The following is a 21,906-nucleotide window of genomic DNA, read 5'->3' as shown; positions in this document are numbered from 1 at the left end:
GTCAGATGCGGGATTCCTGCGCCGTTCCCGGGGTTTTCGGGTCTCCGGGGCCGCGATCCTGGGGCGAGGGGACGGGAAATTGCATGAATCCATGCCGGGATCTGAATATTTCCCGGACTCCGCGTGCGTTTATTTCCGCAGGGTCACTTCGGCACTGTATGCTCTGCTCCATTCTGAACAAGTCATTCATCACCCGGGGGGCAAGGGCGATGTCCATTGAAATGCGCGGCGCGGAGCTGTCTCCGGGCACTCAGACCATTCTCCATCTTCCGGACGCCGGGCCACTGGTCGTCCCCGACGGGTTCCCGCTGCTGGGGGCGGACTTCACGCGCGATGGCCGCGACCTCGTGCTGCATGACCCGGCCCATCAGGGCGCGGCGGACCTGCGCATTCCCGACTACTTCCGCGCCGGAGCGCCGGTCGATCTCCAGACCGGCGAAGGCTCGATCCTGCGTGCCCCGCTCGTCGAGCGGCTCGCCGGTCCGGAGGCGCCGGGCCAGTACGCCCAGGCCGGGGCGCCGCAGGGCGCGGACCCGATCGGGCAGGTCGAGACGCTGGGCGGGGCCGCCAGCGTTCAGCGCAGCGACGGGGTCACCGAACCGCTCGGCGTCGGCTCGAAGATCTTCCTCAACGACGTCCTCCAGGCCGGCGATGGCGGCAAGCTGTCGGTCACCTTCGTCGACGGCACCATCTTCACCCTCGCACCCGGCAGCCGGATGGTCATCGACAGCCTGATCTACAACCCGGCGGGGCAGGGCAATTCCGCAACCTTCAACCTCGTGCAGGGCGGCTTCGTCTTCATCGCGGGCAAGGTGGCCGAAACCGGCGGCATGGACGTCACCACGCCCTCGGCCACGATGGGCATCCGGGGCACCACCGTCCTTGTCGACGTGCAGACCGCCGACGGCATCTCGACGGCCGAGGTCACGCTGACGGTCGACCCCGATGGCCACACCGGCCGTGTCGCGCTGTATGACCTCGCGGGGTCGCTGATCACCACCATCACCCAGACCGACGTCAAGTGGATCGTCTCGACGGCGGAGGGCGAGACGCGCGAAGTGCCCCTCAGCGCGGATGACATCACTTCGGACACCGCGCTGATGCTCGACGCCGTCGCGGCCTACCAGTCCGCCGTCTCGCGTTTCCAGAGCGGCGGCAACTTCGTCGAACTCGGCAACGGCAACAACGGCGGAACGCCCGATGCGCCGGGCCTCGGGGACTCCGGCGGCGAGGACAACATCGACCTCGACAACCAGGATCAGGAGACCGCGCCGGAACCGACCCAGCCCCCCGCGCCCGCACCGACGCAGGACAAGACCGACCAGAACCTAGACGAGGGCCGCAACACCCTGCCGGACGAGCCGGGACAGAAGAGCATCCGCCTGACCGGCCTCGAGGATCTCGACGAGGGCAGCCAGATCGGCGGCAAGCTCGACGTTCAGGAGGGCACCGAGACCATCACCATCTCGACCCAGCCGAAGAACGGGAGCCTCGAGGTCGATCCGGACGGCAGCTTTTCCTACGTGCCCGATCAGGATTTCAACGGCATCGACGCCTTCACCTATTTCGTGACCGGACCCGGCGGCACGGTCGAGACCGGGACGGTGACCATCAACGTCCTGCCGGTGAACGATGCGCCGACGATCCCCGACGAGAGCGTCACCGTGACCGAGGACAACGTCTATCGCGGGCAGGCGGTGGCAAGCGACGTCGACAGCGACGTTCTCGAGTACGCGCTGGTCAGTGGCGCCGCGCATGGCAGCGTTCTGGTCGCCCACGACGGGGTCTGGCTCTACACCCCCGATCCCGATTTCAGCGGCACCGACAGCTTCCTGATCGCCGTCACCGACGACGACGGCGCGACGGCGCAGCAGGTGGTGACCGTCACCGTGACCGGCACCCCCGACGCGCCGCTGGTCACCAGCACCGAGGCCGATGCCTCCGGCTCCGTGGTCGAGAACAGCGCGCCGACGGCCACCGGGCGGCTGACCGCCAGCGATCCCGACGGCGACGCGCTGAGCTGGAGCGGGTCGGCGACCGGCACCTACGGCAGCTTCGTCATCGCCACGGACGGCACCTGGACTTACACCGCTGGCACCGGTGCCGAGGCGCTGGCCGAGGGAGAAACCGTCACCGAGAGTTTTACCGCCACCGTCACCGACGCCACCGGCGAAACCGCGACACAGTCGGTGACGATCACCCTGACCGGCACCGGCGATGGCCCGGTGATCACCAGCAGCGCCGCCGACGCGCGGGGTGCGGTGGTCGAGGACCTCTCGCCCACCGCCACCGGAATCCTCACCGCGACCGACCCCGATGGCGGCGCTGTCACCTGGAGCGGGTCGGCCAGCGGCACCTATGGCTCCTTCGTGATCACCTCGGGCGGCACCTGGACCTATACCGCCGGTCCGGCTGCCGATGTCCTGTCGCCCGGCGCGACCGCGACCGAGAGTTTCACCGCCACCGTGACCGACGGTGAGGGCGAGACGGCGACCCAGATTGTCACCATCACCCTGACCGGCACCGGCGACGGCCCCATCATCACCAGCAGCGCCGCCGACGCGCGGGGGGCGGTGACCGAGAACACCTCGCCCACCGCGACCGGCACGCTGACCGCCAGCGATCCGGAAGGCGGCGCACTGACGTGGAGCGGGACGGCGACCGGCACCTACGGGTCCTTCGTCATCGCCGCCTCGGGCACCTGGACCTATACGGCGGGCACCGGGGCCGAGGCACTGGCCGCCGGAGAAACCGCGACCGAGACCTTCACGGCGACCGTGACGGACGAAGACGGCGAGACCTCGTTCCAGATCGTGACGATCACGCTGACCGGCACCAACGACGCGCCGGTGATCACCAGCTCCAACGCGGCGGCGCGCGGGTCGGTGACCGAGAACACCGCACCCACCGCAACCGGCACGCTGACCGCCTCGGACGCGGATGGCGACACGCTCACCTGGAGCGGCTCGGCCACCGGAACCTACGGTGCCTTCGTCATGACGAGCTCCGGCACCTGGACCTATACGGCAGGCACCGGGGCCGAGGCGCTTTCCACAGGCGAGACGGCAACCGAGACCTTCACGGCGACAGTCACCGACGAAAACGGGGCGACGGCGACGAAGGTCGTGACCATAACGATCACCGGGGCCAATGACGGCCCCGTCATCACCAGCAGCGCCGCCGATGCGCGCGGGTCGGTGACCGAGAACACCACGCCCACGGCCTCCGGCACGCTGGCCGCCTCTGACTCGGACGGCGACACGCTGACGTGGAGCGGCTCGGCCACCGGGACCTATGGCGCCTTCGTCATGTCTAGTTCGGGCATCTGGACCTACACGGCGGGCACCGGGGCCGAAGCACTTGCCGCAGGCGAGACCGCGACCGAAACCTTCACGGCGACAGTCACGGACGAGAGCGGCGCGACGGCGACGCAGGTGGTCACGATCACGCTGACGGGCACCAACGACGCGCCGGTGATCACCAGTTCCAACGCGGCAGCGAAGGGGTCGGTGACCGAGAACACCTCGCCCACCGCCACCGGGACCCTGACCGCGTCGGACGCGGATGGCGACACGCTGACGTGGAGCGGCTCGGCCACCGGGACCTATGGCGCCTTCGTCATGGCCACCTCGGGCACCTGGACCTACACGGCAGGCACCGGGGCCGAGGCGCTTTCAACAGGCGAGACCGCGACCGAGACCTTCACCGCGACGGTGACGGACGAGAGCGGCGCAACGGCGACTCAGGTGGTCACGATCACCCTGACCGGCACCAATGACGCGCCGGTCATTACCAGTTCCAACGCGGCGGCGAAGGGGGCGGTGACCGAGAATACCTCACCCACGGCCACCGGCACCCTGACGGCGACTGACGCGGATGGCGACGCGCTCAACTGGAGCGGCTCGGCCACCGGGACATACGGGACCTTCGCCATCACCTCGGGCGGAAGCTGGAGCTACACCGCAGGAACCGCCGCCGAGGGCCTTGCCGCGGGGGAAACCAAAACGGACTCCTTCGTCGCCACCGTCACCGACGAGGCCGGGGCCACGGCGACGAAAACCGTGACCATCACCCTGACCGGCACCAACGATCAGCCGGTGGTCACCAGTTCCACCGCCGCCGCCAAGGGCTCGGTCACCGAGGATACTGCGCCCGGCACCGGCGGAACGCTCACCGCCAGCGACGTCGACGGCGACACCCTCACCTGGTCCGGGTCGGCCTCGGGGACCTACGGCACCTTCGCCATCGCGGCCAGCGGCGTCTGGACCTACACCGCCGGCGCCGGGGCGGACGCCCTTGTCGAGGGGCAGGTGGTGTCGGAAAGCTTCACGGCCACGGTGAGCGATGGGGCGAGCGGCTCGGCCACGCAGGTCGTGACCGTCACCATCACCGGAACCAACGATGCGCCGACGGTCGAAAACCTCGTCCTCTCGGTGAGCAAGAACTCCGTGATCAGCGGGCAACTGCCCGCGACCGACAATGAGGGCGACGCGCTGACCTTCGCTATCGGGGGAGACACGCCACAGCACGGGTCGCTCTCGCTGACCGGCGAGGGCACCTACAGCTACCAGCCGGACATCGGCTACACCGGCACCGACAGCTTCAGCTACCTTGTGACGGACAGCAACGGCGACAGCGCCGAGGGAACGGTGACGATCAACGTCGGTGCCAGCGCGGCAGCCGCTTCCCCGCGCAGCACCGTCACCGGGCTGACGCTGGAGGGCACCGAGGGCAACGACCGGCTAATCGGGGCCGATCTCGACGACAGCCTGTCAGGCGGGACGGGGGACGATGTGTTGCGCGGCCATGCGGGCGACGACCTGCTGGCGCCGGGAACCGGCACCGACCGGGTCTATGGCGGGCGGGGCGACGACCGCATCCTGCTCGACAGTGCCGATCTTTCGGCCTCCGGCGCACCGGAGAGGCTCGACGGAGGGCCGGGCCGCGACACGCTGGTCGTGGACTTCGGCGGCAATCTGGACCGTGGGATGATGGATCTCGTCGACCTCTCGGGGATCGAGGAGATCGACATGGAGAACGGAGAGGCCAACAGGCTGACCCTCTCTCTCGGCGATGTCCTCACCCTCTCGGACGGCGGCGACCGGCTGCTCGAAGGGCTGCTGGGCGCGGATCTGCCCGAGAGCGTCACCGTCCTCGGCGACAGTTCCGACCGGCTGACGCTGGTCGCGGGCGAGGGCGCGACGGTGGTGGACACCGGCACCACGGTCGACATGGCCGGGACCGAGCTGCACGTCTACCAGTTCAGCTCGGGCTCGGAAGTGCTCGCCACGCTGGCGGCTGACAGCGATATCGCCGTCACCGTGGCCAACGGCTGAACCGGAACCCGCAACGCGACAGGGCCGCGCTGGTAAGAGCGCGGCCCTGCGTTTGTCCGGTGCGCAGTGGCTCAGGCAGCCAGCGCCTCGATGTCGGCCTTAACGGCGACCAGCTTCTCGTCGAGGCTGGCGTCGACCTGGTCGGCCTTGATCACGGTCACGTCCGAGATGCCGACGAAGTTCAGGATGAACTTCAGGTAGCCCGACACGAAGTCGAAGTCCGACCCGACCGGCGTGCCGCCGGTGGCAACGGCGATGATCGCCTTCTTGCCGGTCAGCAGGCCCTGCGGGCCGGCTTCGGTGTACTTGAACGAACGACCGGCGCGGGCGATCAGGTCGATCCAGGTTTTCAGCGGTGCGGAGACGCCGAAGTTGTACATGGCCGCACCGATCACGATGGTGTCCGCGGCTTCCAGTTCGCCCAGCAGCTCCTCGGAGAGCGAGAGCAGTTCGGTCTGCTCGGCGCTGCGGCTCTCGGCCGGGGTGAAGTTCGCGCCGATCCAGGCTTCGTCGATGGCGGGCAGCGGCTTGCTCAGGTCACGGTAGATCACCTTGTCGGCGCCGACCTGCTTGACGATGGCAGAAGTGAGGGCCCGGCTGACGGATGCGCTCGGGCGGACGGAAGAGTCGATATGCAGAAGAGTGGTCATTGGTCTGTCCTTCGGATTACGGGGGAACGGAGGGGTTCCGGATTATGTCGATGACAGAGATTTGTGCGTTGCATGTCCGAACTCAACAGGCCAGAATTTAGATCAGTTGTGAGCTGGTGCACAGAAAAGGATTTGACAGCGTGGACAATTGGGACGAGGTGCGCACCGCTTTCCAGGTCGCGCGCATGGGCACGGTCAGCGGCGCCGCCGAGGTGCTTGGCGTACACCATGCCACGGTGATCCGGCACATCGACGCCATCGAGGCGCGCATCGGGGTCAAGCTGTTCCAGCGCCATGCCCGGGGCTATACGCCGACCGAGGCGGGCGCCGACCTGCTGCGGGTAGCTCAGGCGACGGACGACCAGTTCAACCAGCTCGTCGCGCGTCTGCGCGGGCAGGGCAGCGACGTCGCGGGCGACCTCGTGGTCACCTCGCTCGACTCAATGGCGCCGATCCTCGTGCCGGTGCTGACTGACTTCCAGAAGATGCACCCGGGCCTGCGCGTGCGCTACCTCACCAGCGGCCGCCTGTTCCGGCTGGAATACGGCGAGGCGCATGTCGCGATCCGTGCCGGCTCGCCGCCGGACCAGCCCGACAACGTGGTGCAGCCCTTCGTGCGGCAGGCCATCAGCCTCTATGCCAGCAGCAGCTACATCAAGGAACACGGCCAGCCCTCCACGGTGCCCGATTTCGCCGCGCACTGGTTCATCGGACCCGAGGACCCGGACAGCCGCGCGCCCTTCTACCGCTGGCTGCGCGACAACGTCACCGCCGACCGCATCGCCTTCCGGGTGACCAGCGAGCACACGGTGAAGGAGGCGGTGCTCTCCGGCGCCGGTATCGGGTTCATGACCGACTGCGAGGCCAGCCGCCTGCCGGACCTCGTGCGGATCATGGGGCCGCGCGACGACTGGACCGCGCCGCTCTGGCTGGTGACCCACGTGGATCTCCACCGCACCAACAAGGTGCAGAGCTTCCTAAAGTTCCTCAAGGAACGCTCGCAGGACTGGACCTGAATGTCGCCCAATACCGCCGGCCACGTGGCCATGCTGCTGTTCTCGGCGCTGGTCGCCGGGTCCTTCTCGCTAGGTGCCATCGTCGCCAATGACATCGCGCCGGCCGCGCTGAACGCCGCGCGCTTTGCCATCGCCGCCGTAGTCATCGGCATTGCGGCCTCGCTCACCACCGGCATCCCGCGCAAGGCCGCCGCCGCGCCGTGGCGCTATCTTCTGCTGGGTGGCATGTTCGCCACCTACTTCGTGCTGATGTTCGAGGGGCTGAAGACGGCAGAGCCGGTCAGCGCCTCGGCCGTCTTTACCCTGACACCGATCCTCTCGGCCCTCTTCGGCTACCTGCTGCTGCGCCAGATCACCACGCCGCGCATGGCGCTGGCGCTGGCCATCGGCGGGGCAGGGGCGCTCTGGGTGATCTTCCGGGCCGACCTTGCCGCGCTGCTGGCCTTCCACCCGGGCAAGGGCGAGATCATCTACTTCTGGGGCTGCGTGGCCCATGCCGCCTACACGCCCATGGTGCGCAAGCTGAACCGGGGAGAGCCCGCGGTGGTCTTTACCTTCGGTATGCTGCTGGCGGGCTGCCTCCTTCTTACCCTCTACGGCTGGAACGACATCCTCGCGACCGACTGGCTGCACCTGCGCCCCATCGTCTGGATCGCGCTCGGCTATGTGGCCATCTTTGCCAGCGCCGCCACCTTCGTTCTGTTGCAGTTCGCCACCCTGCGCCTGCCTTCGGCCAAGGTCATGGCCTATACCTATCTCACCCCCAGCTGGGTGATCCTGTGGGAGGTCGCGCTCGGCAACGGGGCGCCTTCGGGGCTGGTCTGGTTCGGGATCGCGCTCAGCGCGCTGGCGGTTCTGATGCTGCTCAGAGATGAATCCGCACCGGTCGGCGGAACTCTGCGCAGTCAGCGGCGTTGAGCCTGACCGCAACAGAACAGGAACCATCCGCCATGCGCAGCATCATCTATCTTGTCGGACTTGTCGTCATCGTCCTGGCCATTCTCCGCTTTGCGTTCGGCGTGATCTAGGCCGCGTCCCCGTCGGGATCGGCCAGCTCGCGCGCGAGGAACCGTTCAAACGCCTCGAGGTTCACGGGCTCGAACTGGCCGAAGCCCTGCATCCAGACCGATGCCGCCCGCATGGCATCGGGTTCAAGCTTGCACCATTTCACCCGGCCCCTCTTGTCCTGGCTGATCAGCCCGGCGCGGGTCAGGATCACCAGGTGCTTCGAGATCGCGGCCAGCGACATCTCGAACGGCTCCGCCACATCGGTCACCGCCATGTCATCCTCCAGCAGCATGCGGAGGATCTCGCGCCGCGTCGGGTCGGCGAGTGCGGCGAATACGGTGTCGAGATCGGTGGCCATGTCCAAAGCCTTGCCGCAGCCCCGAATTATCGTCAACCGAATGGTTGAATATGCCATTCGGGCCTGAATCCGGCTCTCCGCCGCCCGTGGCCGCGACGCACTCCCCCTTTGCGATAAAGAAATTTGATAAATAACAACACCTTAGGTACGCATCTCCTGCGGCCTTTAAGCAATTGACTCAAACCTTCCCGCCGAATAGCAACTCCCTCGACGATCGCGAGGGATACGACGGTGAGCGAAGACGACCCAAAGCAGCGCCTTGCGCGGCTGGAGGAACGGATCGCGGCGGCGAAGAAGACCGACCAGCCGAAGAAATCCCACGGCGAACACGACTATTCCCGTGCCGATATCGGCTGGCGGATGGTGACGGAACTTGTAGCCGGTCTGCTGATCGGCTTTGGCATCGGATACGGGCTCGACCGCCTGCTCGGGACGCTCCCGATCTTTCTGGTGCTGTTTACATTGCTGGGGCTCGCGGCCGGCATCAAGGTGATGCTTCGCAGTGCTCAGGAGCTGCAAAAAGACCACCTGGCCCGGTCGGCCGGGGACGACGAGAGGAAGTGAACGGATGGCAAGCGAAGCGCATGGGGCAGAAGGCGGCGGCCTGGTCTTTCACCCGATGGATCAGTTCATCGTCAAACCGCTGTTCGGCGACGGTCCGGTGGCCTGGTATACCCCGACCAACGTGACCCTGTGGATGGGCATCACCATCCTGGCAGTCATCGCCCTGCTGGTGCTCAGCACCTCCAAGCGCGCCATCGTGCCCTCGCGCGGCCAGTCCGTCGCCGAGATGGCCTACGGCTTCATCTACAAGATGCTCGAGGACGTCACCGGCAAGGAAGGCGTCAAGTACTTCCCCTACGTGATGACCCTGTTCATGTTCATCGTGCTGGCCAACTTCCTCGGCCTGATCCCGATGGCCTTCACCACCACCAGCCACATCGCGGTGACCGCGGTCCTGGCCGTGCTGGTGTTCCTCAGCGTGACCATCCTGGGCTTCATCAAGAACGGCGTCTCGTTCCTGGGCCTGTTCTGGGTCTCTGCGGCACCGCTGCCGCTGCGCCCGATCCTGGCCGTGATCGAGATCATTTCCTACTTCGTGCGCCCGGTCAGCCACTCCATCCGACTTGCCGGCAACATGATGGCCGGCCACGCGGTGATCAAGGTGTTCGCGGGCTTTGCCGCCATCGCCGCGATCTCGCCGCTGTCGGTTGTCGCGATCACCGCGATGTACGGTCTCGAGGTCCTGGTGGCCTTCATCCAGGCCTACGTGTTCATCATCCTGACGTGCGTCTACCTGAAGGACGCGCTGCACCCGCATCACTGATCACCGGCGCGGACCACGGTCCGCGACCGCAAATCCATCATCCAATTCCATCGTAAGGAGAGAAATCATGGAAGGCGATATCGCACAAATGGGCGCATTCATCGGCGCAGGTCTGGCATCGATCGGCATGGGCGGCGCAGCCGTCGGTGTGGGCAACGTTGCCGGCAACTACCTGGCGGGCGCCCTGCGCAACCCGTCGGCTGCTGCCTCCCAGACCGCGACCCTGTTCATCGGCATCGCATTCGCAGAAGCCCTGGGGATCTTCTCGTTCCTCGTCGCTCTGCTGCTGATGTTCGCCGTCTAACTCTCTCGGATCCGTTTCCTTACGGCTGGGCGGCGGCGGGATATCCCCGGCGCCGCCCGGTTTAACGGCAAGCTCCAAGGGAGAACGACATGGCAACTGAGACGCATGAAGCCGCAGGCGAAGGCCTGGCAGACGCCGTAGGCGTTGCCGCGCATTCCGCCGACGCGGCTCCGGGGATGCCGCAGCTCGATTTCGGCACATTCCCGAACCAGATCTTCTGGCTCGCCGTCACGCTGGTCGTGATCTACCTCGTGCTGTCCCGCGTGGCCCTGCCGCGCATCGCGGCGATCCTCGCCGAACGGGCAGGAACGATCACCAACGACCTGGCCGCCGCCGAAGACCTCAAGGCCAAGGCCGTCGAAGCCGAGGAGGCCTACAACAAGGCGCTCGCGGATGCCCGGGCCGAAGCGACCCGCATCGCCGCCGCGACCCGCGCCGAGATCCAGGCTGACCTGGACGATGCCATCGCCAAGGCCGATGCCGAGATCGCCGAAAAAGCGGCGGAATCGGAGAAAGCCATTGCTGACATCCGCGCCGGCGCCCTCGCCGCCGTGGAAGAGGTGGCCAAGGATACCGCGGCCGAGCTGGTTGCGGCCCTGGGCGGCAAGTCCGACGCAGCCGCAATCGACGGCGCGGTCGGCGCGCGCGTGAAAGGATAAGACAATGCGGAAAGCTCTCGCCCTTATCCTCACCGTCAGCGCAAGCCCGGCCTTCGCGGCCACCGGCCCGTTCTTCTCGCTCCACAACACGAACTTCATCGTGTTGCTGGCCTTCATCCTCTTCGTCGCGGTCCTGTTCTACTTCAAGGTCCCCGGCCTGATCGGTGCCCAGCTCGACAAGCGGGCCGAAGGGATCAAGTCGGAACTCGACGAGGCCCGCGCGCTGCGCGAGGAAGCCCAGACCATTCTGGCGTCCTACGAGCGCAAGCAGAAGGAAATGCAGGATCAGGCGGACCGCATCGTCGCCACCGCCCGCACCGAGGCCGCACAGGCCGCGGAGCAGGCCAAGGCCGACCTGCAGAAGTCCATCGCCCGCCGTCTCGCCGCAGCCGAAGAGCAGATCGCCTCGGCCCAGGCTGGCGCGGTGAAGGAAGTGCGCGACCGTGCGATCACCATCGCCATCGCCGCCGCCAAGGAAGTTCTGGCCAAGCAGATGACCGCAGCCGAAGCCAACAAGCTGATCGACGCCTCGATCAAGCAGGTGGATGCCAAGCTGCACTGATCCGGTTCGGACCAGCGAAAGACCTTGGAAAACCCGGCCTCGTGCCGGGTTTTTCTGTTTCTGACCGATGCAAGGGCACTGCCGCGGCTTCGCGGATCAATCGTGTGGACTGGGCGGCGCTTTAATCACTATTTGGTGGTCAATAGCGCCGTTGCAGGCTAACCTTGTGGCATGAACACCGCCTCGCCTCCGCTGCGCGATCCACAGGAGCCCCCGGTCACCCTGCCGGTCTGGGCCCGGGCGCACCGTTCGCAGACGCCCGAGGAAACCGCCTTTGCCGCCGGGGCCGCGCTCTCGGTCCTGCATCTTGCATTGCAGCGCCCCGACCTGCCGCAGGCCCTGCTGCGCGACCGCCTCGCCCTTGCTGCGGCCGAGGCCTGTACCGTCCTCGCCGGGCGTCCCGAACGGGCGTCGGACCTGCGCGACGCGCTGCACCTCCTGCGCCCCGGCGACCATCCGGGCCCCGCTGGTGAGGTCCACATGGCCTGGCATGAAGCCCTCGCGCGCCCGCTCTCGCCCAAGGCTCTGGCCGGGGCACTGCCCGACTGCAGCGAGGCCGAAATCGCCGGTTGGCTGGCTGCCCCGTCGCACGGGCTGACCCCTCCCGCCCGCGCCGCCGAGGTCATCGAAACGGTGCTCGCCGCCCGGCCCCGGGCCGAAGCGACCGCGCTGATCCTGGCCGAGGCCGCCCTTGCCGAGGCGCTTGGCTGGCGACACGCGGTTCCGGTGCTGGCCTCCGAACTCTCGGCCCGCGACCTGCGCCGCACCGGGGCGGACCTGCGCCACGCCTGCCACCTTGCCGCCGTCGCAGGGGCGGACACCGCCCTCCGGCTTGCCGCCGACCTCACTCGGCGGGCCACGCGGCTTGCAGCCGTGGCACCCCGCCTGCGGGCCAAGGGCGCGCAACCGGCGGTCGACCTCTTCCTCAGCCGCGACGCGGTGTCTCCCGCCGCCCTCAGGGCCTACCTGTCCGACCGCGCGGCGCGGCGCCTCTGCGACCGGCTGGTCAGCCTTGGCGTGGTGCGCGAACTGACCGGGCGGGACAGCTTCCGCCTTTACGGGCTCTGACATGGCGCGCGCCGCGAAACCCGCCGGACTTGACCGCGACCTCGCCGCGCTGCCGCCAGAGCGCCGCTGGCGCGAGTGGATGGGCCGGATCGAGGCGGTTCTCTTCGCCTCGGCCAGCCCCGTCCCGCGCGAGGCGCTGGCGCGCGTGGTGGGCGCGGATGCCCCGGTGGAACTGCTGGTCGATGACCTTGCCGCTGATCTGGCCGACCGCGCCTTCGAGGTCGTCCGCACCCCCGAGGGCTGGTTCATGCGGACGCGGCCCGCCTATGCCGCCGCAGTGCGCGAGGCGGCGGACGTTTCGGGGCAGGAACTGGACCTGAAGGAATTCGATGCCGCTGTCCTCGCCGCCATCGCCTATTACCAGCCCATCACCCGCGAGGGGCTGCGCGAGATATTCGGCAAGGAGATCGCGCGCGACCTGATCGGGCGGCTGCACGCCCGCGACCTGATCGCCACCGGGCCGCGCGACCCGCGCCGGGGCGCGCCCTATACCTTTGTCACCACTGCCCACTTCCTGACGGTCTTCGGAATGGAGAGCCTGCGCGACCTGCCGGACCGTGAACAGCTCGATGACGCCGGTCTGGGCCGGGCCGCTGCCAGCCCCTAACGCTGGCCGCGCTCGTGATCGAGCCGCTGGCGCGCGATTTCCTCGTTGCGCCTCGCGCGTTGCTGGTCCCGCAACGCCTGTTCGACATAGTCGAGATGCGCGCGCACCGCCCGCGCCGCGCCCTCTGGGTCGCGGGCCTGCAGCGCATCGTTGATGGCGCGGTGCTGGTCCAGCAGGGCGGTCCGCGAGGTGCGCTGCGCGAACATGACCTGCCGGTTGTAGAACACGCCCTCGCGCAGCAGGTCGTACATCGAACGCATCATGTGCAGCATCACCACGTTGTGGCTGGCCTCGATGATGGACGAATGGAACTGCGCGTCCAGCTTGGCCTCTTCCTTGGCGTTGCGCTTGGTCAGGCTCGCTTCCATCTTGTCAAAGACGGTCTGGATCACCTGCAGATCACTGTCCGAGCCGTAGCGCGCCGCGCGCTCGGCGGCGAGCGCCTCCATGTCGCGGCGAAAGGCGACATAGTCGAACATCGCTTCCTCGTGGGTGGCGAAGAGGCGTTGCAGGGCAGGGGAAAAGGCCGAACCCAGCACCTCGGCCACGTAGATTCCCGACCCCGCGCGCGCCGTCAGCAGCCCCTCGTCCTGCAACTCGGCAATCGCCTCGCGCAGCGAGGGGCGCGAGACGCCAAGGCGCTCCGCCAGTTCGCGTTCGGCGGGCAGCCGTTCTCCGGGGCGCAGAATGCCGCGCAGGATGAGCAGTTCGATCTGGCGCACCACCGAGGTCGAGAGTTTCTCAGGCTGCACTTTCTGAAACGGCATGGCTCGTCCTGTTGTCGTTTCGCCTTCATAGGCCCCGCCCCGGGGCGGCTCAATGGATTTTGCCCGCTGCGCAAGGGATTGTTAACCCGTCCCGTGCAAGTCTGGCGGCATGATCCGTGCCCTGCTCCTGCTTCTCGTGATGCTCGCCGCCTGCGATACGCCCGGCCTCGCCTTTCGCGACCGGGCCGTGACCCGCATCGCCATAGCGGGGGACATCTTTGATGTGCGTCTCAGTGGCCGCCTGGCCGAGGCGATCCGCCTCAACACGCGCTATGCGCCCCGCGCGGGCCCGATTGCAGCCCGCGCCGTCGCCGCCATGACCCTTGCCAGCGGCTGCGTTGTGTCCGACCTGCGCGGCGATCAAGCGGTGTTCACGGGCCTCCTCGCCTGCAAGGGCGTGCGCGACCCGACCGCGCCTCTCTCCGTGCCGTCCGGGTACAGTTGCCTCGAAACCCGCGCCACGGGAACAGGCGGCCGCCGCTACGCGGAGTTCGACTGTGACCCGATCTAGGCCCCGGGCGGCCCGTGCCTCACAGGTGCTTTTCCATGAAGATGCTGCTGCCCTCGGCGGTGAACCCGCCATAGGGCGGGCAGGGTACGAACCCCTGACGCTCGTAGAGCCTGCGCGCGGCTTCCAGCAGGGGGCCGGTCTCCAGCTTGAGCATCGCCAGCCCGATCTCGCGCGCCCGCTCCTCCAGCCGGTCGAGCAGGGCAGTGCCCACACCGCGCCCGCGCGCCGCATCGGTCACGAACATCGACTTGACCTCGCCATAGGCGTGCTTGTCGACCAGCGCGGCGCAGCCCAGCGGCACGCCCTCCGCCTCGGCCACGTAGAAGCTGACGTCGTCGCCCGCCAGGGCGACGAGCGGCAGGAACCGGATCACCTCCGGGTGGAACAGGTCGCGGATCATGGCCTGACCGCTTTCAATCAGGGCACGCGCGCCGGGTTCCCTTGGGTCGGCCTCGCGGATCGTGATCGCCATCGTCTTGCCCCCGTTTCAAAGCTTTGACAGAAAAGCGGGGCACCCCGCCGGGGTCAAGCCGGTTCACCGGCGAGAATCCGCAACATCTTGTGGATAACCCGGGGCCAAATCCCAGATACAGCGGCGCAACCTTGACTCACGGGGCCCTCGCGCCCCAATCTGAACGGCAAACCGGAATCAAGGGACCAGCCGCAGCCTTGCGTTTCACCAAACTCAGACTGACCGGGTTCAAGAGCTTCGTCGACCCCACCGATCTGATCATCGCCGATGGTCTGACCGGCGTGGTCGGCCCGAACGGCTGTGGCAAGTCCAACCTGCTCGAAGCGCTGCGCTGGGTCATGGGCGAGAACCGCCCGACCGCGATGCGCGGCGGCGGCATGGAAGACGTGATCTTTGCCGGGGCCGCCACCCGCCCGGCCCGCAACTTTGCCGAGGTGTCGCTGATCCTCGACAACTCCGAGCGCCTCGCGCCCGCCGGGTTCAACGATCAGGACCAGCTGGAGATCATCCGCCGCATCACCCGCGACGTCGGCTCGGCCTACAAGGCCAACACCAAGGACGTGCGCGCCCGCGACGTCCAGATGCTGTTCGCCGATGCCTCCACCGGCGCGCATTCGCCCGCTCTCGTGCGGCAGGGCCAGATTTCCGAGCTGATCAACGCCAAGCCGCAGGCCCGCCGCCGCATCCTCGAAGAGGCCGCCGGCATCTCGGGCCTCTACCAGCGCCGGCACGAGGCCGAGCTGAAGCTGAACGGCGCCGAGAGCAACCTGACCCGCGTCGACGACGTGCTGGAACAGCTCGCCCAACAATTGGCCCAGCTGGCCCGGCAGGCCCGTCAGGCCGCCCGCTACCGCGAGATCGGCGAGGCGCTGCGCCAGTCCGAAGGCATGCTGCTCTATCGCCGCTGGCGCGACGCCGACGAGGCCCGCTCTGCCGCCGAGGAAGCGCTGCGCGAGCGCACCACCGCCGCGGCCCGCGCCGAGACGCTGGCCCAACAATCGATCAAGGCCCGCGCCGCCGCCGAAGAGGCCCTGCCGCCCCTGCGCGAGGAGGAGGCCATCGCCTCCGCCGTGCTCCAGCGCATCTCGGTCCAGCGCGACGCCCTGAAGGATCAGGAAGAGCGCGCGCGCCAGCAGATCCAGACCCTGATGGGCCGGATCGAACAGCTGACCCGGGATATCGAGCGCGAGAGCGGCCTCAACCGCGACGCGGGCGAGACGATCGAGCGGCTGGAATGGGAGCAGAAGGAACTCGCCAAGGCTGGCGAGGGACATGCGGACAAGCTGGCCGAGGCGTCTGACGCCTCGCACGAGGCGGCGCATGTGCTGCAGGACCGCGAGAGCCTGCTGAGCGAAGAAACCGAGGACGTCGCCCGCCTCGCCGCGCGCCACCAGTCGGCGCAGCGCCTGCTGGACGACAGCCAGAAGACCCTGGCCCGTGCCGAGGGCGAGGCGATCAAGGCCCGCACCGCCGTCGAGGATGCGCGCGCCGCCCTCGGCAAGGCCGGGTCCGACTTCGAGACCGCGCAGTCCGCCGAGGAAGAGGCGGTCGCCGCCGCCGAGGCCGCCGAGGAAGCGCTCGCCGCCGCCGACGACGCCCGTGCCGAGACCCAGTCGCGCGAGGCCGACGCCCGCGCCCAGAGGTCCGAGGCCGAGGGCGAGGCCGGGGCGCTGCGCGCCGAGGTCACCGCGCTGGCCAAGCTGCTCAGCCGCGACACCGCCGAGGGCGGGCAGGTCCTCGACGACATGAAGGTGGCGCCCGGCTACGAAAAGGCGCTCGGCGCTGCTCTGGCCGACGATCTGCGCGCCCCGCTGGTCGAGGCCGACGGCCCCTCCGGCTGGGTCGAGATCGGCAATTACACCACCGCGCAGGCGCTGCCCGCCGGGGTGATCCCGCTCTCGCTCCACGTCAAGGGCCCCGCCGCGCTGTCCCGCCGGATCGACCAGATCGGGCTGGTGGACGCCGACGAGGGCGCCGCGCTGCAGGCCCAGCTCAAGCCCGGCCAGCGCCTCGTTTCGCTCGAGGGCGACCTCTGGCGCTGGGACGGCTACCGCGCGTGGTCCGAGGATGCGCCCTCGGCCGCCGCCCTGCGGCTGGAGCAGCTGAACCGGCTCGAAGCGCTCAAGCAGGAGATGGCCGAGGTCACCGCCCGCGTCGAAGGCGCGACCGCCGCGCACGAGACGCTGAAACGCCTGCTGGCCGAGCGCACCGAGGCCGACCGCCTTGCCCGCGAGGCGCGCCGCCGCGCCGATCAGGCCGTGGCCGAGGCGGCCCGCGCCCTATCCCGCGCCGAGTCCGAGCGCAACCTTGCGCAGGGTCGGCTGGAAAACCTCGCGCTGGCGGTTGCGCGGCACAACGAGGATGCCCTCTCGGCCCGGTCGCAGGTCAAGGAAGCCGAGACCGCGCTGGCCGGGCTGGGCGACCTCGCCAGCGCCCGTGACCGGATCGAGGAGATCAAGCAGACGGTCGAGGCCGCGCGGATCACCATGATGACCCGCCGGTCGCACCACGACGAGATCCGCCGCGAGGGCGAGGCCCGCACCCGGCGCGCGCAGGAGGTCACCAAGGAGATCAGCGGCTGGCGTCACCGGCTCGACACCGCCGAGCGCCGCATCGCCGAACTGGTGGAGCGCAAGGACGAAACGCAGGAGGAACTGGAGGAGGCGAGCGCTACCCCCGAACGGCTGGCCGAGGAGCGCGACGAGCTCTCGATCCAGATCGCCCATGCCGAGAAGCGCCGCGCCGGAGCCGCCGATGCGCTGACGCAGGGCGAGGCGACGCTGCGCGAGACCTCCCAGGCCGAACGCGATGCGGAGCGTGCCGCCTCCGAGGCCCGCGAGGCCCGCGCCGCCGCCCAGGCCCGCGCCGAGGCCGCGCGCGAGACGGTCGCGCAGGCGGCCGAGCGCATCGCCGAAGATCAGCAGGTCACGCCGAACCAGCTGCTCAACCGGCTCGACACCGCGCCCGACCAGATGCCGACCACCGACACGCTGGAAGCCGATGTGAACCGCTACAAGCGCCAGCGTGACGCGCTTGGGGCCGTGAACCTGCGCGCCGAGGAAGACGCGCGCGAGGTGCAGGAAGAGCACGACACGCTGCAGAGCGAGAAGGCCGACCTCGAGGAGGCGATCAAGGCGCTGCGCACCGGCATCGCCAGCCTCAACCGCGAGGGGCGCGAGCGTCTGCTGACTGCCTTCGAGCAGGTGAACTCGAACTTCTCGATGCTGTTCCGTCACCTCTTCGGCGGCGGCGAGGCGAACCTCGTCATGGTCGAGAGCGACGACCCGCTCGAGGCCGGGCTCGAGATCATGTGCCAGCCGCCGGGCAAGAAGCTGTCGACCCTCTCGCTGCTCTCGGGCGGCGAACAGACCCTGACCGCGATGGCGCTGATCTTCGCCGTCTTCCTCGCCAACCCGGCCCCGATCTGCGTGCTCGACGAGGTCGACGCGCCGCTCGACGACGCCAACGTGACCCGCTTCTGCGATCTGCTGGACGAGATGTGCCGCCGGACGGAAACGCGGTTCCTGATCATCACCCACCACGCGGTGACGATGAGCCGGATGGACCGCCTGTTCGGCGTGACGATGCAGGAACAGGGCGTGAGCCAGCTGGTCTCGGTCGACCTCAAGAAGGCCGAGCAACTGGTGGCGTAAGCCCGGGCACTGCCCGCCGAACTTGGCTGTCACCGCTGGGCTTGGGCCTTTCTTAACCGTGCTGCGATTAGCCTGCCGATGCCGCGACCCTTCGCGGTGATCGGAGGTGATGAAGCTGAGCGAACAAACCTATTGGAAATGGATGGTGATCCTCTCGGCAGCCATGCTGCTGGTGACCGTCATCCGGCTCCTGACCGGCCAATAGGCCGAAAAGGAAAGGCCGCGCAGGGAAAGCCCCCCTGCGCGGCCAACTATTCAAGCGATGAAGCTAGAACGACATATTGGAGACCCTTAGTCTATCACGCCCCCCGTCACCGGTAAACGAATTCCCAATTCGTGGTTTACAGCTGGTTGCCGGCCGGGGTCACAGCCGGTTCAGCAGCGCCGAGGTCGGCCAGCCGTCCTCGATCATGCCCAGCCGCTTCTGTTCCGCCCGCACGGCGTCGCGGGTATTGGCCCCCAGGATGCCGTCCACCGTGCCCACATGGTACCCCCGCGCCTGCAACTTCTGCTGCAGCGCCTTCATCTGCTGGCCCGACAGGCCCGCATCCGGGGTGCCCGCGTCAAAGACCGACGCGCCTTCGAGTCGGTTCGCGAAATAGGCGGCGGTCAGGACATAGGTAAAGCTCTGGTTCCACTCGAAGTAGACCCGGAAGTTCGGATACGCGATGAAGGCAGGTCCCTTGTAGCCCTGCGGAATGATGATCGAGGCGGGCAGCTTGCCGTTCCCGAGACGCCCCTCGCGCGGGCGGACCCCCATCTGGGTCCACTGGTCGACGGTGCGGGTTTCATCCAGCCCGGTCAGCGACCAGTCCATCCCCTGCGGCAGCACGACCTCCTGCAGCCAGGGTTCGCCCTTGCGCCAGCCGAGCGTGCTGAGCATCCGCCCGCCCGACATCAGCGCGTCCGGGGCCGAGGTCTTGAGCCTGACGTGGCCGTCGCCGTCGCCATCCACCCCGTTCTCGAGGATGTCGAGCGGCAGCATCTGCACCATCCCGATCTCTCCGGCCCAGGCGCCCGTGGTGGTCTGCGGGTCGAAATCGCCGTGTTCGTACAGCTCGATCGCCCCGAAGATCTGCGGGCGGAACAGGTTCGGGCGGCGGCAGTCATGCGCCAGCGTCACCAGCGCGTTGCGGGTGTTGAAGTTGCCCTGAAACCCGCCGTAGTCGGTCTCGAAGGCCCAGAAGGCCAGCAGCACACCACGGGAAACGCCGTAGTCGCGCTCGATCCGATTGAAGACGGCATCGTACTTCTTGGCGTTCTGACGGCCCTTGTTCAGCCGGTCCTGCGAGATCAGGTGGCGGGTGAAATCAATGAAGGGCTTCTGGAACACCCCCTGCGCCCGGTCGGCCTTGAGCACCGCGCCATCCTGCTGAACCCCGCGAAAGAAGGCATCGACGGTGGCGGGGGCGTGCCCCTTGGCCACGGCCTCCTGTTTCAGGCCCGCCACAAAGGCGGAAAACGAACCGCCACATTGCGCGAGGGCGGGCGAGGTCGAAAGGCAGAGGGCGGCAAGGACGGCAAGAAAACGCATGGGCTCAAATCCATTGGTGACAGACGGGGCTCAGGTGAAGGACAGACCACATGCCACGAGGATCGTAAAGATCATCACCGCCCACCACGCCCGCCAGAGCAGCGAAACCGCGCCGTCGATCTCGGCCGGCCCGATGGACTTGCGGCCGCTCTCGTTGACCCAGGCCAAGTGCCGCAGCTGGCCATCGTAGCTGCGCGGGCCCGCCAGAGCCACGTCCAGCGCGCGCGCCATCACGGCCTCTGGCCAGCCCGCATTGGGAGAGCGGTGCCGCCGCGCATCGGCGATCATCGCGCCCCAGCCGGTCCATTGCCCTGACAGCAGGACAAGGATCAGCGCGGTCAGGCGCGCGGGGACGAGGTTCAGCAGGTCGTCCAGCCGCGCGGCGGCCCAGCCATAGGCCGCGTAACGGGTGTTGCGATACCCGACCATGCTGTCCGCCGTGTTGGTCACCTTGTAGAGCAAAAGGCCCGGCAGCCCGCCCACGAGGAACCAGAAGGCGGGCGCGATCACACCGTCCGAAAAGTTCTCGGCCCCGCTCTCGATGGCGGCGCGGGCCACCTGCGAGGCGTCCATGTCGGCGGTGTCGCGGCTGACGATCATCGCCACTGCCCGCCGTCCTTCGCCGACCGATAGTCGCAGGCCCGCCGCCACCGCGCTCACATGCTGGACGAGCGATTTCTGCGCCAGCAGGACCGCGACGCAGAGGGCCTGTACCACGACGCCACCCAGTTCCAGCAGCGCCCCCAGCGCCAGCGCGCCTGCCGCCAGCACCAGCATGGCCGCCACGCCCTTGGCCTTGCGGTGCCTGCCGGTGTTCCAGCGCCGCTCCAGCGCGCCCACGACCCGGCCCATCAGCACGGCAGGATGCGGCAGCCGGTTCCACAGCCAGCGGGGCTCGCCCAGCCAGCCGTCCAGCAGCATCCCAGCGGCAAGCCCGAGCGCGTTGCTCACAGGGCCGCGTCCAGTTGCTGCCAGCCCTCGCCGTCGGGCAGGCCCAGCCGCAGAAAGCGTTCGGAATAGGGGAACACGCGGGTCCAGATGCAATGGCGAGCCAGACGCTCCTGCCATGCGACGGCATCGTCCACGTCATAGAGGCGGAACAGGTCGGTTCCCCCCGCGCGTCCGGCCCCGGCACGGGCCATCATCGCGTCGAGCCGGAGCGCATCCTGCGCCAGCCGCGCCCGGGTATCCTCGGCCCAGGCCGGGTTGCTGAGCGCCTGCGCGCCGATCCGCAGGGCAGGCCCCGAGACCGCCCAGGGCCCAATCAGGTCGCCCAGCCGGGCGATGGTCGCAGGCGTGGCGATGGCAAACCCCAGCCGCAGCCCCGCGAGGCCCCAGAACTTGCCAAAGCTCTTCAGCACCACGACACGCTCCTGCGCCGCGAGATGCACCAGCGAGGCACCCGGCATCACGTCGCAAAAGCTCTCGTCGATCACGGTCAGTCCGCCGCCCACGTCCGCCTCGGTCCACAGACGGCCATCGGGGTTGTTGGGGTGGACCATAACGCGGGCCTCGGCGGCACCATCCTCGACGACCTCCCAGCCCTGCAGGGCAAAGGACGCCGCGTGCTCGTTGTAGGTCGGTATCTCGATCCGAACCCGCGCGGCGGGGGCCAGCGCCGGGATGCGGGCGATCAGCGCCGATGCGCCGGGTGCTGCAAGAACGGCGGCCGCCTGCGGGATGCGCCAGAACCGTCGCGCCGCCGTCTCCAGCCGGGCAAAGGCGTTGCGGTCGGGCAGGGCGGTCCAGTCCGTTGGAGCGAAACCGGTGATCTTGTAGGGGCGGGGATTGATGCCGGTCGACAGGTCAATCCAATCCGCCCGGTCACCGCCAAATCGGGCGATTGCGGCGTCCAGTCCTCCGCCATGATCGCGTGGCGTTGCAGTCGCGTCGGTCATGAAAAGCCATCGGTCCCTTGCGGCGTTTCCGCAGGTTCAAGCGGAAAACAGCCAGAAAAACAAGCGCGGCTTTCAAACTCCTTGATTCGTTATCCACCGGTTAAGGATTTGTTAACCACTTGGGCACATCACCAAGGCAGAAGGAAACGGCACCGTCAGGCCCCGGCGGATGGAAC

The 21,906-nt window shown here is 68.2% G+C and carries 19 protein-coding genes; 12 read left to right on the top strand and 7 right to left on the bottom strand.

From position 1 onward, the window contains the following. The first annotated feature begins 209 nt into the window (after positions 1 to 209). Entirely contained in the window at positions 210 to 5,336 is a 5,127-nt protein-coding gene (locus DDT93_RS12075) for a beta strand repeat-containing protein (RefSeq protein ID WP_198654830.1), read from the top strand. Between the two features lie 71 nt (positions 5,337 to 5,407). Here the strand turns inward: DDT93_RS12075 and DDT93_RS12070 are convergent, their stop codons facing one another. Next, a complete protein-coding gene (locus tag DDT93_RS12070; protein WP_109466098.1) occupies positions 5,408 to 5,986 on the bottom strand; it encodes an FMN-dependent NADH-azoreductase in 579 nt (192 codons plus the stop codon). Positions 5,987 to 6,126: 140 nt separating this feature from the next. Between DDT93_RS12070 and DDT93_RS12065 the strand changes: the two genes are divergently transcribed. Further along, positions 6,127 to 7,002: a LysR family transcriptional regulator gene (locus tag DDT93_RS12065; RefSeq protein WP_109466097.1), complete on the top strand. Its 876-nt coding sequence runs from the start codon at positions 6,127 to 6,129 to the stop codon at positions 7,000 to 7,002. Then, a complete protein-coding gene (locus DDT93_RS12060) occupies positions 7,003 to 7,920 on the top strand; it encodes a DMT family transporter (RefSeq protein WP_109466096.1) in 918 nt (305 codons plus the stop codon). A gap of 106 nt (positions 7,921 to 8,026) precedes the next feature. Here the strand turns inward: DDT93_RS12060 and DDT93_RS12055 are convergent, their stop codons facing one another. Next, entirely contained in the window at positions 8,027 to 8,368 is a 342-nt protein-coding gene (locus DDT93_RS12055) for an ArsR/SmtB family transcription factor (protein ID WP_109466095.1), read from the bottom strand. Positions 8,369 to 8,599: 231 nt separating this feature from the next. Here DDT93_RS12055 and DDT93_RS12050 point away from each other — a divergent pair, with 231 nt between their 5' ends. The 7 genes from DDT93_RS12050 to scpB all read left to right on the top strand — a co-directional run bounded on the left by DDT93_RS12050 (position 8,600) and on the right by scpB (position 12,895). Continuing rightward, positions 8,600 to 8,932, top strand: a complete 333-nt coding sequence (locus DDT93_RS12050) for an AtpZ/AtpI family protein (RefSeq protein WP_109466094.1) — start codon at positions 8,600 to 8,602, stop codon at positions 8,930 to 8,932. 4 nt (positions 8,933 to 8,936) lie between these two features. Continuing rightward, complete coding sequence (locus DDT93_RS12045; protein ID WP_109466093.1) at positions 8,937 to 9,695, top strand: F0F1 ATP synthase subunit A; 759 nt, start codon at positions 8,937 to 8,939, stop codon at positions 9,693 to 9,695. Between the two features lie 67 nt (positions 9,696 to 9,762). Next, complete coding sequence (locus DDT93_RS12040; protein ID WP_109466092.1) at positions 9,763 to 9,999, top strand: F0F1 ATP synthase subunit C; 237 nt, start codon at positions 9,763 to 9,765, stop codon at positions 9,997 to 9,999. An 89-nt stretch (positions 10,000 to 10,088) separates the two neighbouring features. Continuing rightward, positions 10,089 to 10,658 carry a F0F1 ATP synthase subunit B' gene (locus tag DDT93_RS12035; RefSeq protein ID WP_109466091.1) on the top strand — a complete coding sequence of 190 codons (570 nt, stop codon included), beginning with the start codon at positions 10,089 to 10,091 and terminating at the stop codon, positions 10,656 to 10,658. A 4-nt stretch (positions 10,659 to 10,662) separates the two neighbouring features. Next, complete coding sequence (locus tag DDT93_RS12030) at positions 10,663 to 11,220, top strand: F0F1 ATP synthase subunit B (RefSeq protein WP_109466090.1); 558 nt, start codon at positions 10,663 to 10,665, stop codon at positions 11,218 to 11,220. Positions 11,221 to 11,391: 171 nt separating this feature from the next. Then, positions 11,392 to 12,288, top strand: coding sequence for a DUF1403 family protein (locus DDT93_RS12025; protein ID WP_109466089.1), 897 nt, complete (start codon positions 11,392 to 11,394; stop codon positions 12,286 to 12,288). Between the two features lies 1 nt (position 12,289). Then, a complete protein-coding gene (gene scpB / locus DDT93_RS12020; RefSeq protein ID WP_109466088.1) occupies positions 12,290 to 12,895 on the top strand; it encodes an SMC-Scp complex subunit ScpB in 606 nt (201 codons plus the stop codon). Here scpB and DDT93_RS12015 read toward each other — a convergent pair. After that, positions 12,892 to 13,662, bottom strand: a complete 771-nt coding sequence (locus DDT93_RS12015) for a FadR/GntR family transcriptional regulator (protein ID WP_109466087.1) — start codon at positions 13,660 to 13,662, stop codon at positions 12,892 to 12,894. The genes scpB and DDT93_RS12015 overlap by 4 nt on opposite strands. Before the next feature lie 109 nt (positions 13,663 to 13,771). On the opposite strand from DDT93_RS12015, the gene DDT93_RS26745 reads away from it, so the two are divergent. Then, positions 13,772 to 14,173, top strand: coding sequence for a hypothetical protein (locus DDT93_RS26745; RefSeq protein ID WP_198654829.1), 402 nt, complete (start codon positions 13,772 to 13,774; stop codon positions 14,171 to 14,173). A 19-nt stretch (positions 14,174 to 14,192) separates the two neighbouring features. On the opposite strand, the gene DDT93_RS12005 is transcribed toward DDT93_RS26745, so the two are convergent. After that, positions 14,193 to 14,645 (bottom strand): GNAT family N-acetyltransferase, encoded by a 453-nt coding sequence (locus DDT93_RS12005; RefSeq protein ID WP_109466086.1) that lies wholly within the window; start codon positions 14,643 to 14,645, stop codon positions 14,193 to 14,195. A gap of 197 nt (positions 14,646 to 14,842) precedes the next feature. Between DDT93_RS12005 and DDT93_RS12000 the strand changes: the two genes are divergently transcribed. Continuing rightward, a complete protein-coding gene (locus tag DDT93_RS12000) occupies positions 14,843 to 18,298 on the top strand; it encodes a chromosome segregation SMC family protein (protein WP_109466085.1) in 3,456 nt (1,151 codons plus the stop codon). Between the two features lie 364 nt (positions 18,299 to 18,662). Here DDT93_RS12000 and DDT93_RS11995 read toward each other — a convergent pair whose 3' ends face one another. Genes DDT93_RS11995 through DDT93_RS11985 form a run of 3 tightly spaced genes read right to left on the bottom strand, consistent with a single transcriptional unit; the run spans position 18,663 to position 21,730 of the window. Beyond that, positions 18,663 to 19,832, bottom strand: a complete 1,170-nt coding sequence (locus DDT93_RS11995) for a lytic murein transglycosylase (protein WP_109466084.1) — start codon at positions 19,830 to 19,832, stop codon at positions 18,663 to 18,665. A gap of 30 nt (positions 19,833 to 19,862) precedes the next feature. Beyond that, a complete protein-coding gene (cbiB, locus tag DDT93_RS11990) occupies positions 19,863 to 20,783 on the bottom strand; it encodes an adenosylcobinamide-phosphate synthase CbiB (RefSeq protein ID WP_109466083.1) in 921 nt (306 codons plus the stop codon). Further along, a complete protein-coding gene (locus DDT93_RS11985; protein ID WP_109466082.1) occupies positions 20,780 to 21,730 on the bottom strand; it encodes a threonine-phosphate decarboxylase in 951 nt (316 codons plus the stop codon). The genes cbiB and DDT93_RS11985 overlap by 4 nt, the downstream gene beginning before the upstream one ends. Positions 21,731 to 21,906 lie beyond the last annotated feature (176 nt).

The sequence above is a fragment of the Albibacillus kandeliae genome, from assembly GCF_003116585.1.
Classification (GTDB): Bacteria; Pseudomonadota; Alphaproteobacteria; order Rhodobacterales; family Rhodobacteraceae; genus Albibacillus; species Albibacillus kandeliae.
Note: the sequence above shows the minus strand (reverse complement) of the source record. Positions and strands in the feature narration are given on the sequence as shown.

Excerpts from the sequence above, each read along its gene's own strand:
- DDT93_RS12075 (WP_198654830.1), top strand. The coding sequence starts at position 210 with ATGTCCATTGAAATGCGCGGCGCGGAGCTGTCTCCGGGCACTCAGACC.
- DDT93_RS12070 (WP_109466098.1), bottom strand. The coding sequence starts at position 5,986 with ATGACCACTCTTCTGCATATCGACTCTTCCGTCCGCCCGAGCGCATCC.
- DDT93_RS12060 (WP_109466096.1), top strand. The coding sequence starts at position 7,003 with ATGTCGCCCAATACCGCCGGCCACGTGGCCATGCTGCTGTTCTCGGCG.
- DDT93_RS12055 (WP_109466095.1), bottom strand. The coding sequence starts at position 8,368 with ATGGCCACCGATCTCGACACCGTATTCGCCGCACTCGCCGACCCGACG.
- DDT93_RS12045 (WP_109466093.1), top strand. The coding sequence starts at position 8,937 with ATGGCAAGCGAAGCGCATGGGGCAGAAGGCGGCGGCCTGGTCTTTCAC.
- DDT93_RS12040 (WP_109466092.1), top strand. The coding sequence starts at position 9,763 with ATGGAAGGCGATATCGCACAAATGGGCGCATTCATCGGCGCAGGTCTG.
- DDT93_RS12035 (WP_109466091.1), top strand. The coding sequence starts at position 10,089 with ATGGCAACTGAGACGCATGAAGCCGCAGGCGAAGGCCTGGCAGACGCC.
- DDT93_RS12030 (WP_109466090.1), top strand. The coding sequence starts at position 10,663 with ATGCGGAAAGCTCTCGCCCTTATCCTCACCGTCAGCGCAAGCCCGGCC.
- DDT93_RS12025 (WP_109466089.1), top strand. The coding sequence starts at position 11,392 with ATGAACACCGCCTCGCCTCCGCTGCGCGATCCACAGGAGCCCCCGGTC.
- scpB (WP_109466088.1), top strand. The coding sequence starts at position 12,290 with ATGGCGCGCGCCGCGAAACCCGCCGGACTTGACCGCGACCTCGCCGCG.
- DDT93_RS12015 (WP_109466087.1), bottom strand. The coding sequence starts at position 13,662 with ATGCCGTTTCAGAAAGTGCAGCCTGAGAAACTCTCGACCTCGGTGGTG.
- DDT93_RS26745 (WP_198654829.1), top strand. The coding sequence starts at position 13,772 with ATGATCCGTGCCCTGCTCCTGCTTCTCGTGATGCTCGCCGCCTGCGAT.
- DDT93_RS12005 (WP_109466086.1), bottom strand. The coding sequence starts at position 14,645 with ATGGCGATCACGATCCGCGAGGCCGACCCAAGGGAACCCGGCGCGCGT.
- DDT93_RS11995 (WP_109466084.1), bottom strand. The coding sequence starts at position 19,832 with ATGCGTTTTCTTGCCGTCCTTGCCGCCCTCTGCCTTTCGACCTCGCCC.
- DDT93_RS11985 (WP_109466082.1), bottom strand. The coding sequence starts at position 21,730 with ATGACCGACGCGACTGCAACGCCACGCGATCATGGCGGAGGACTGGAC.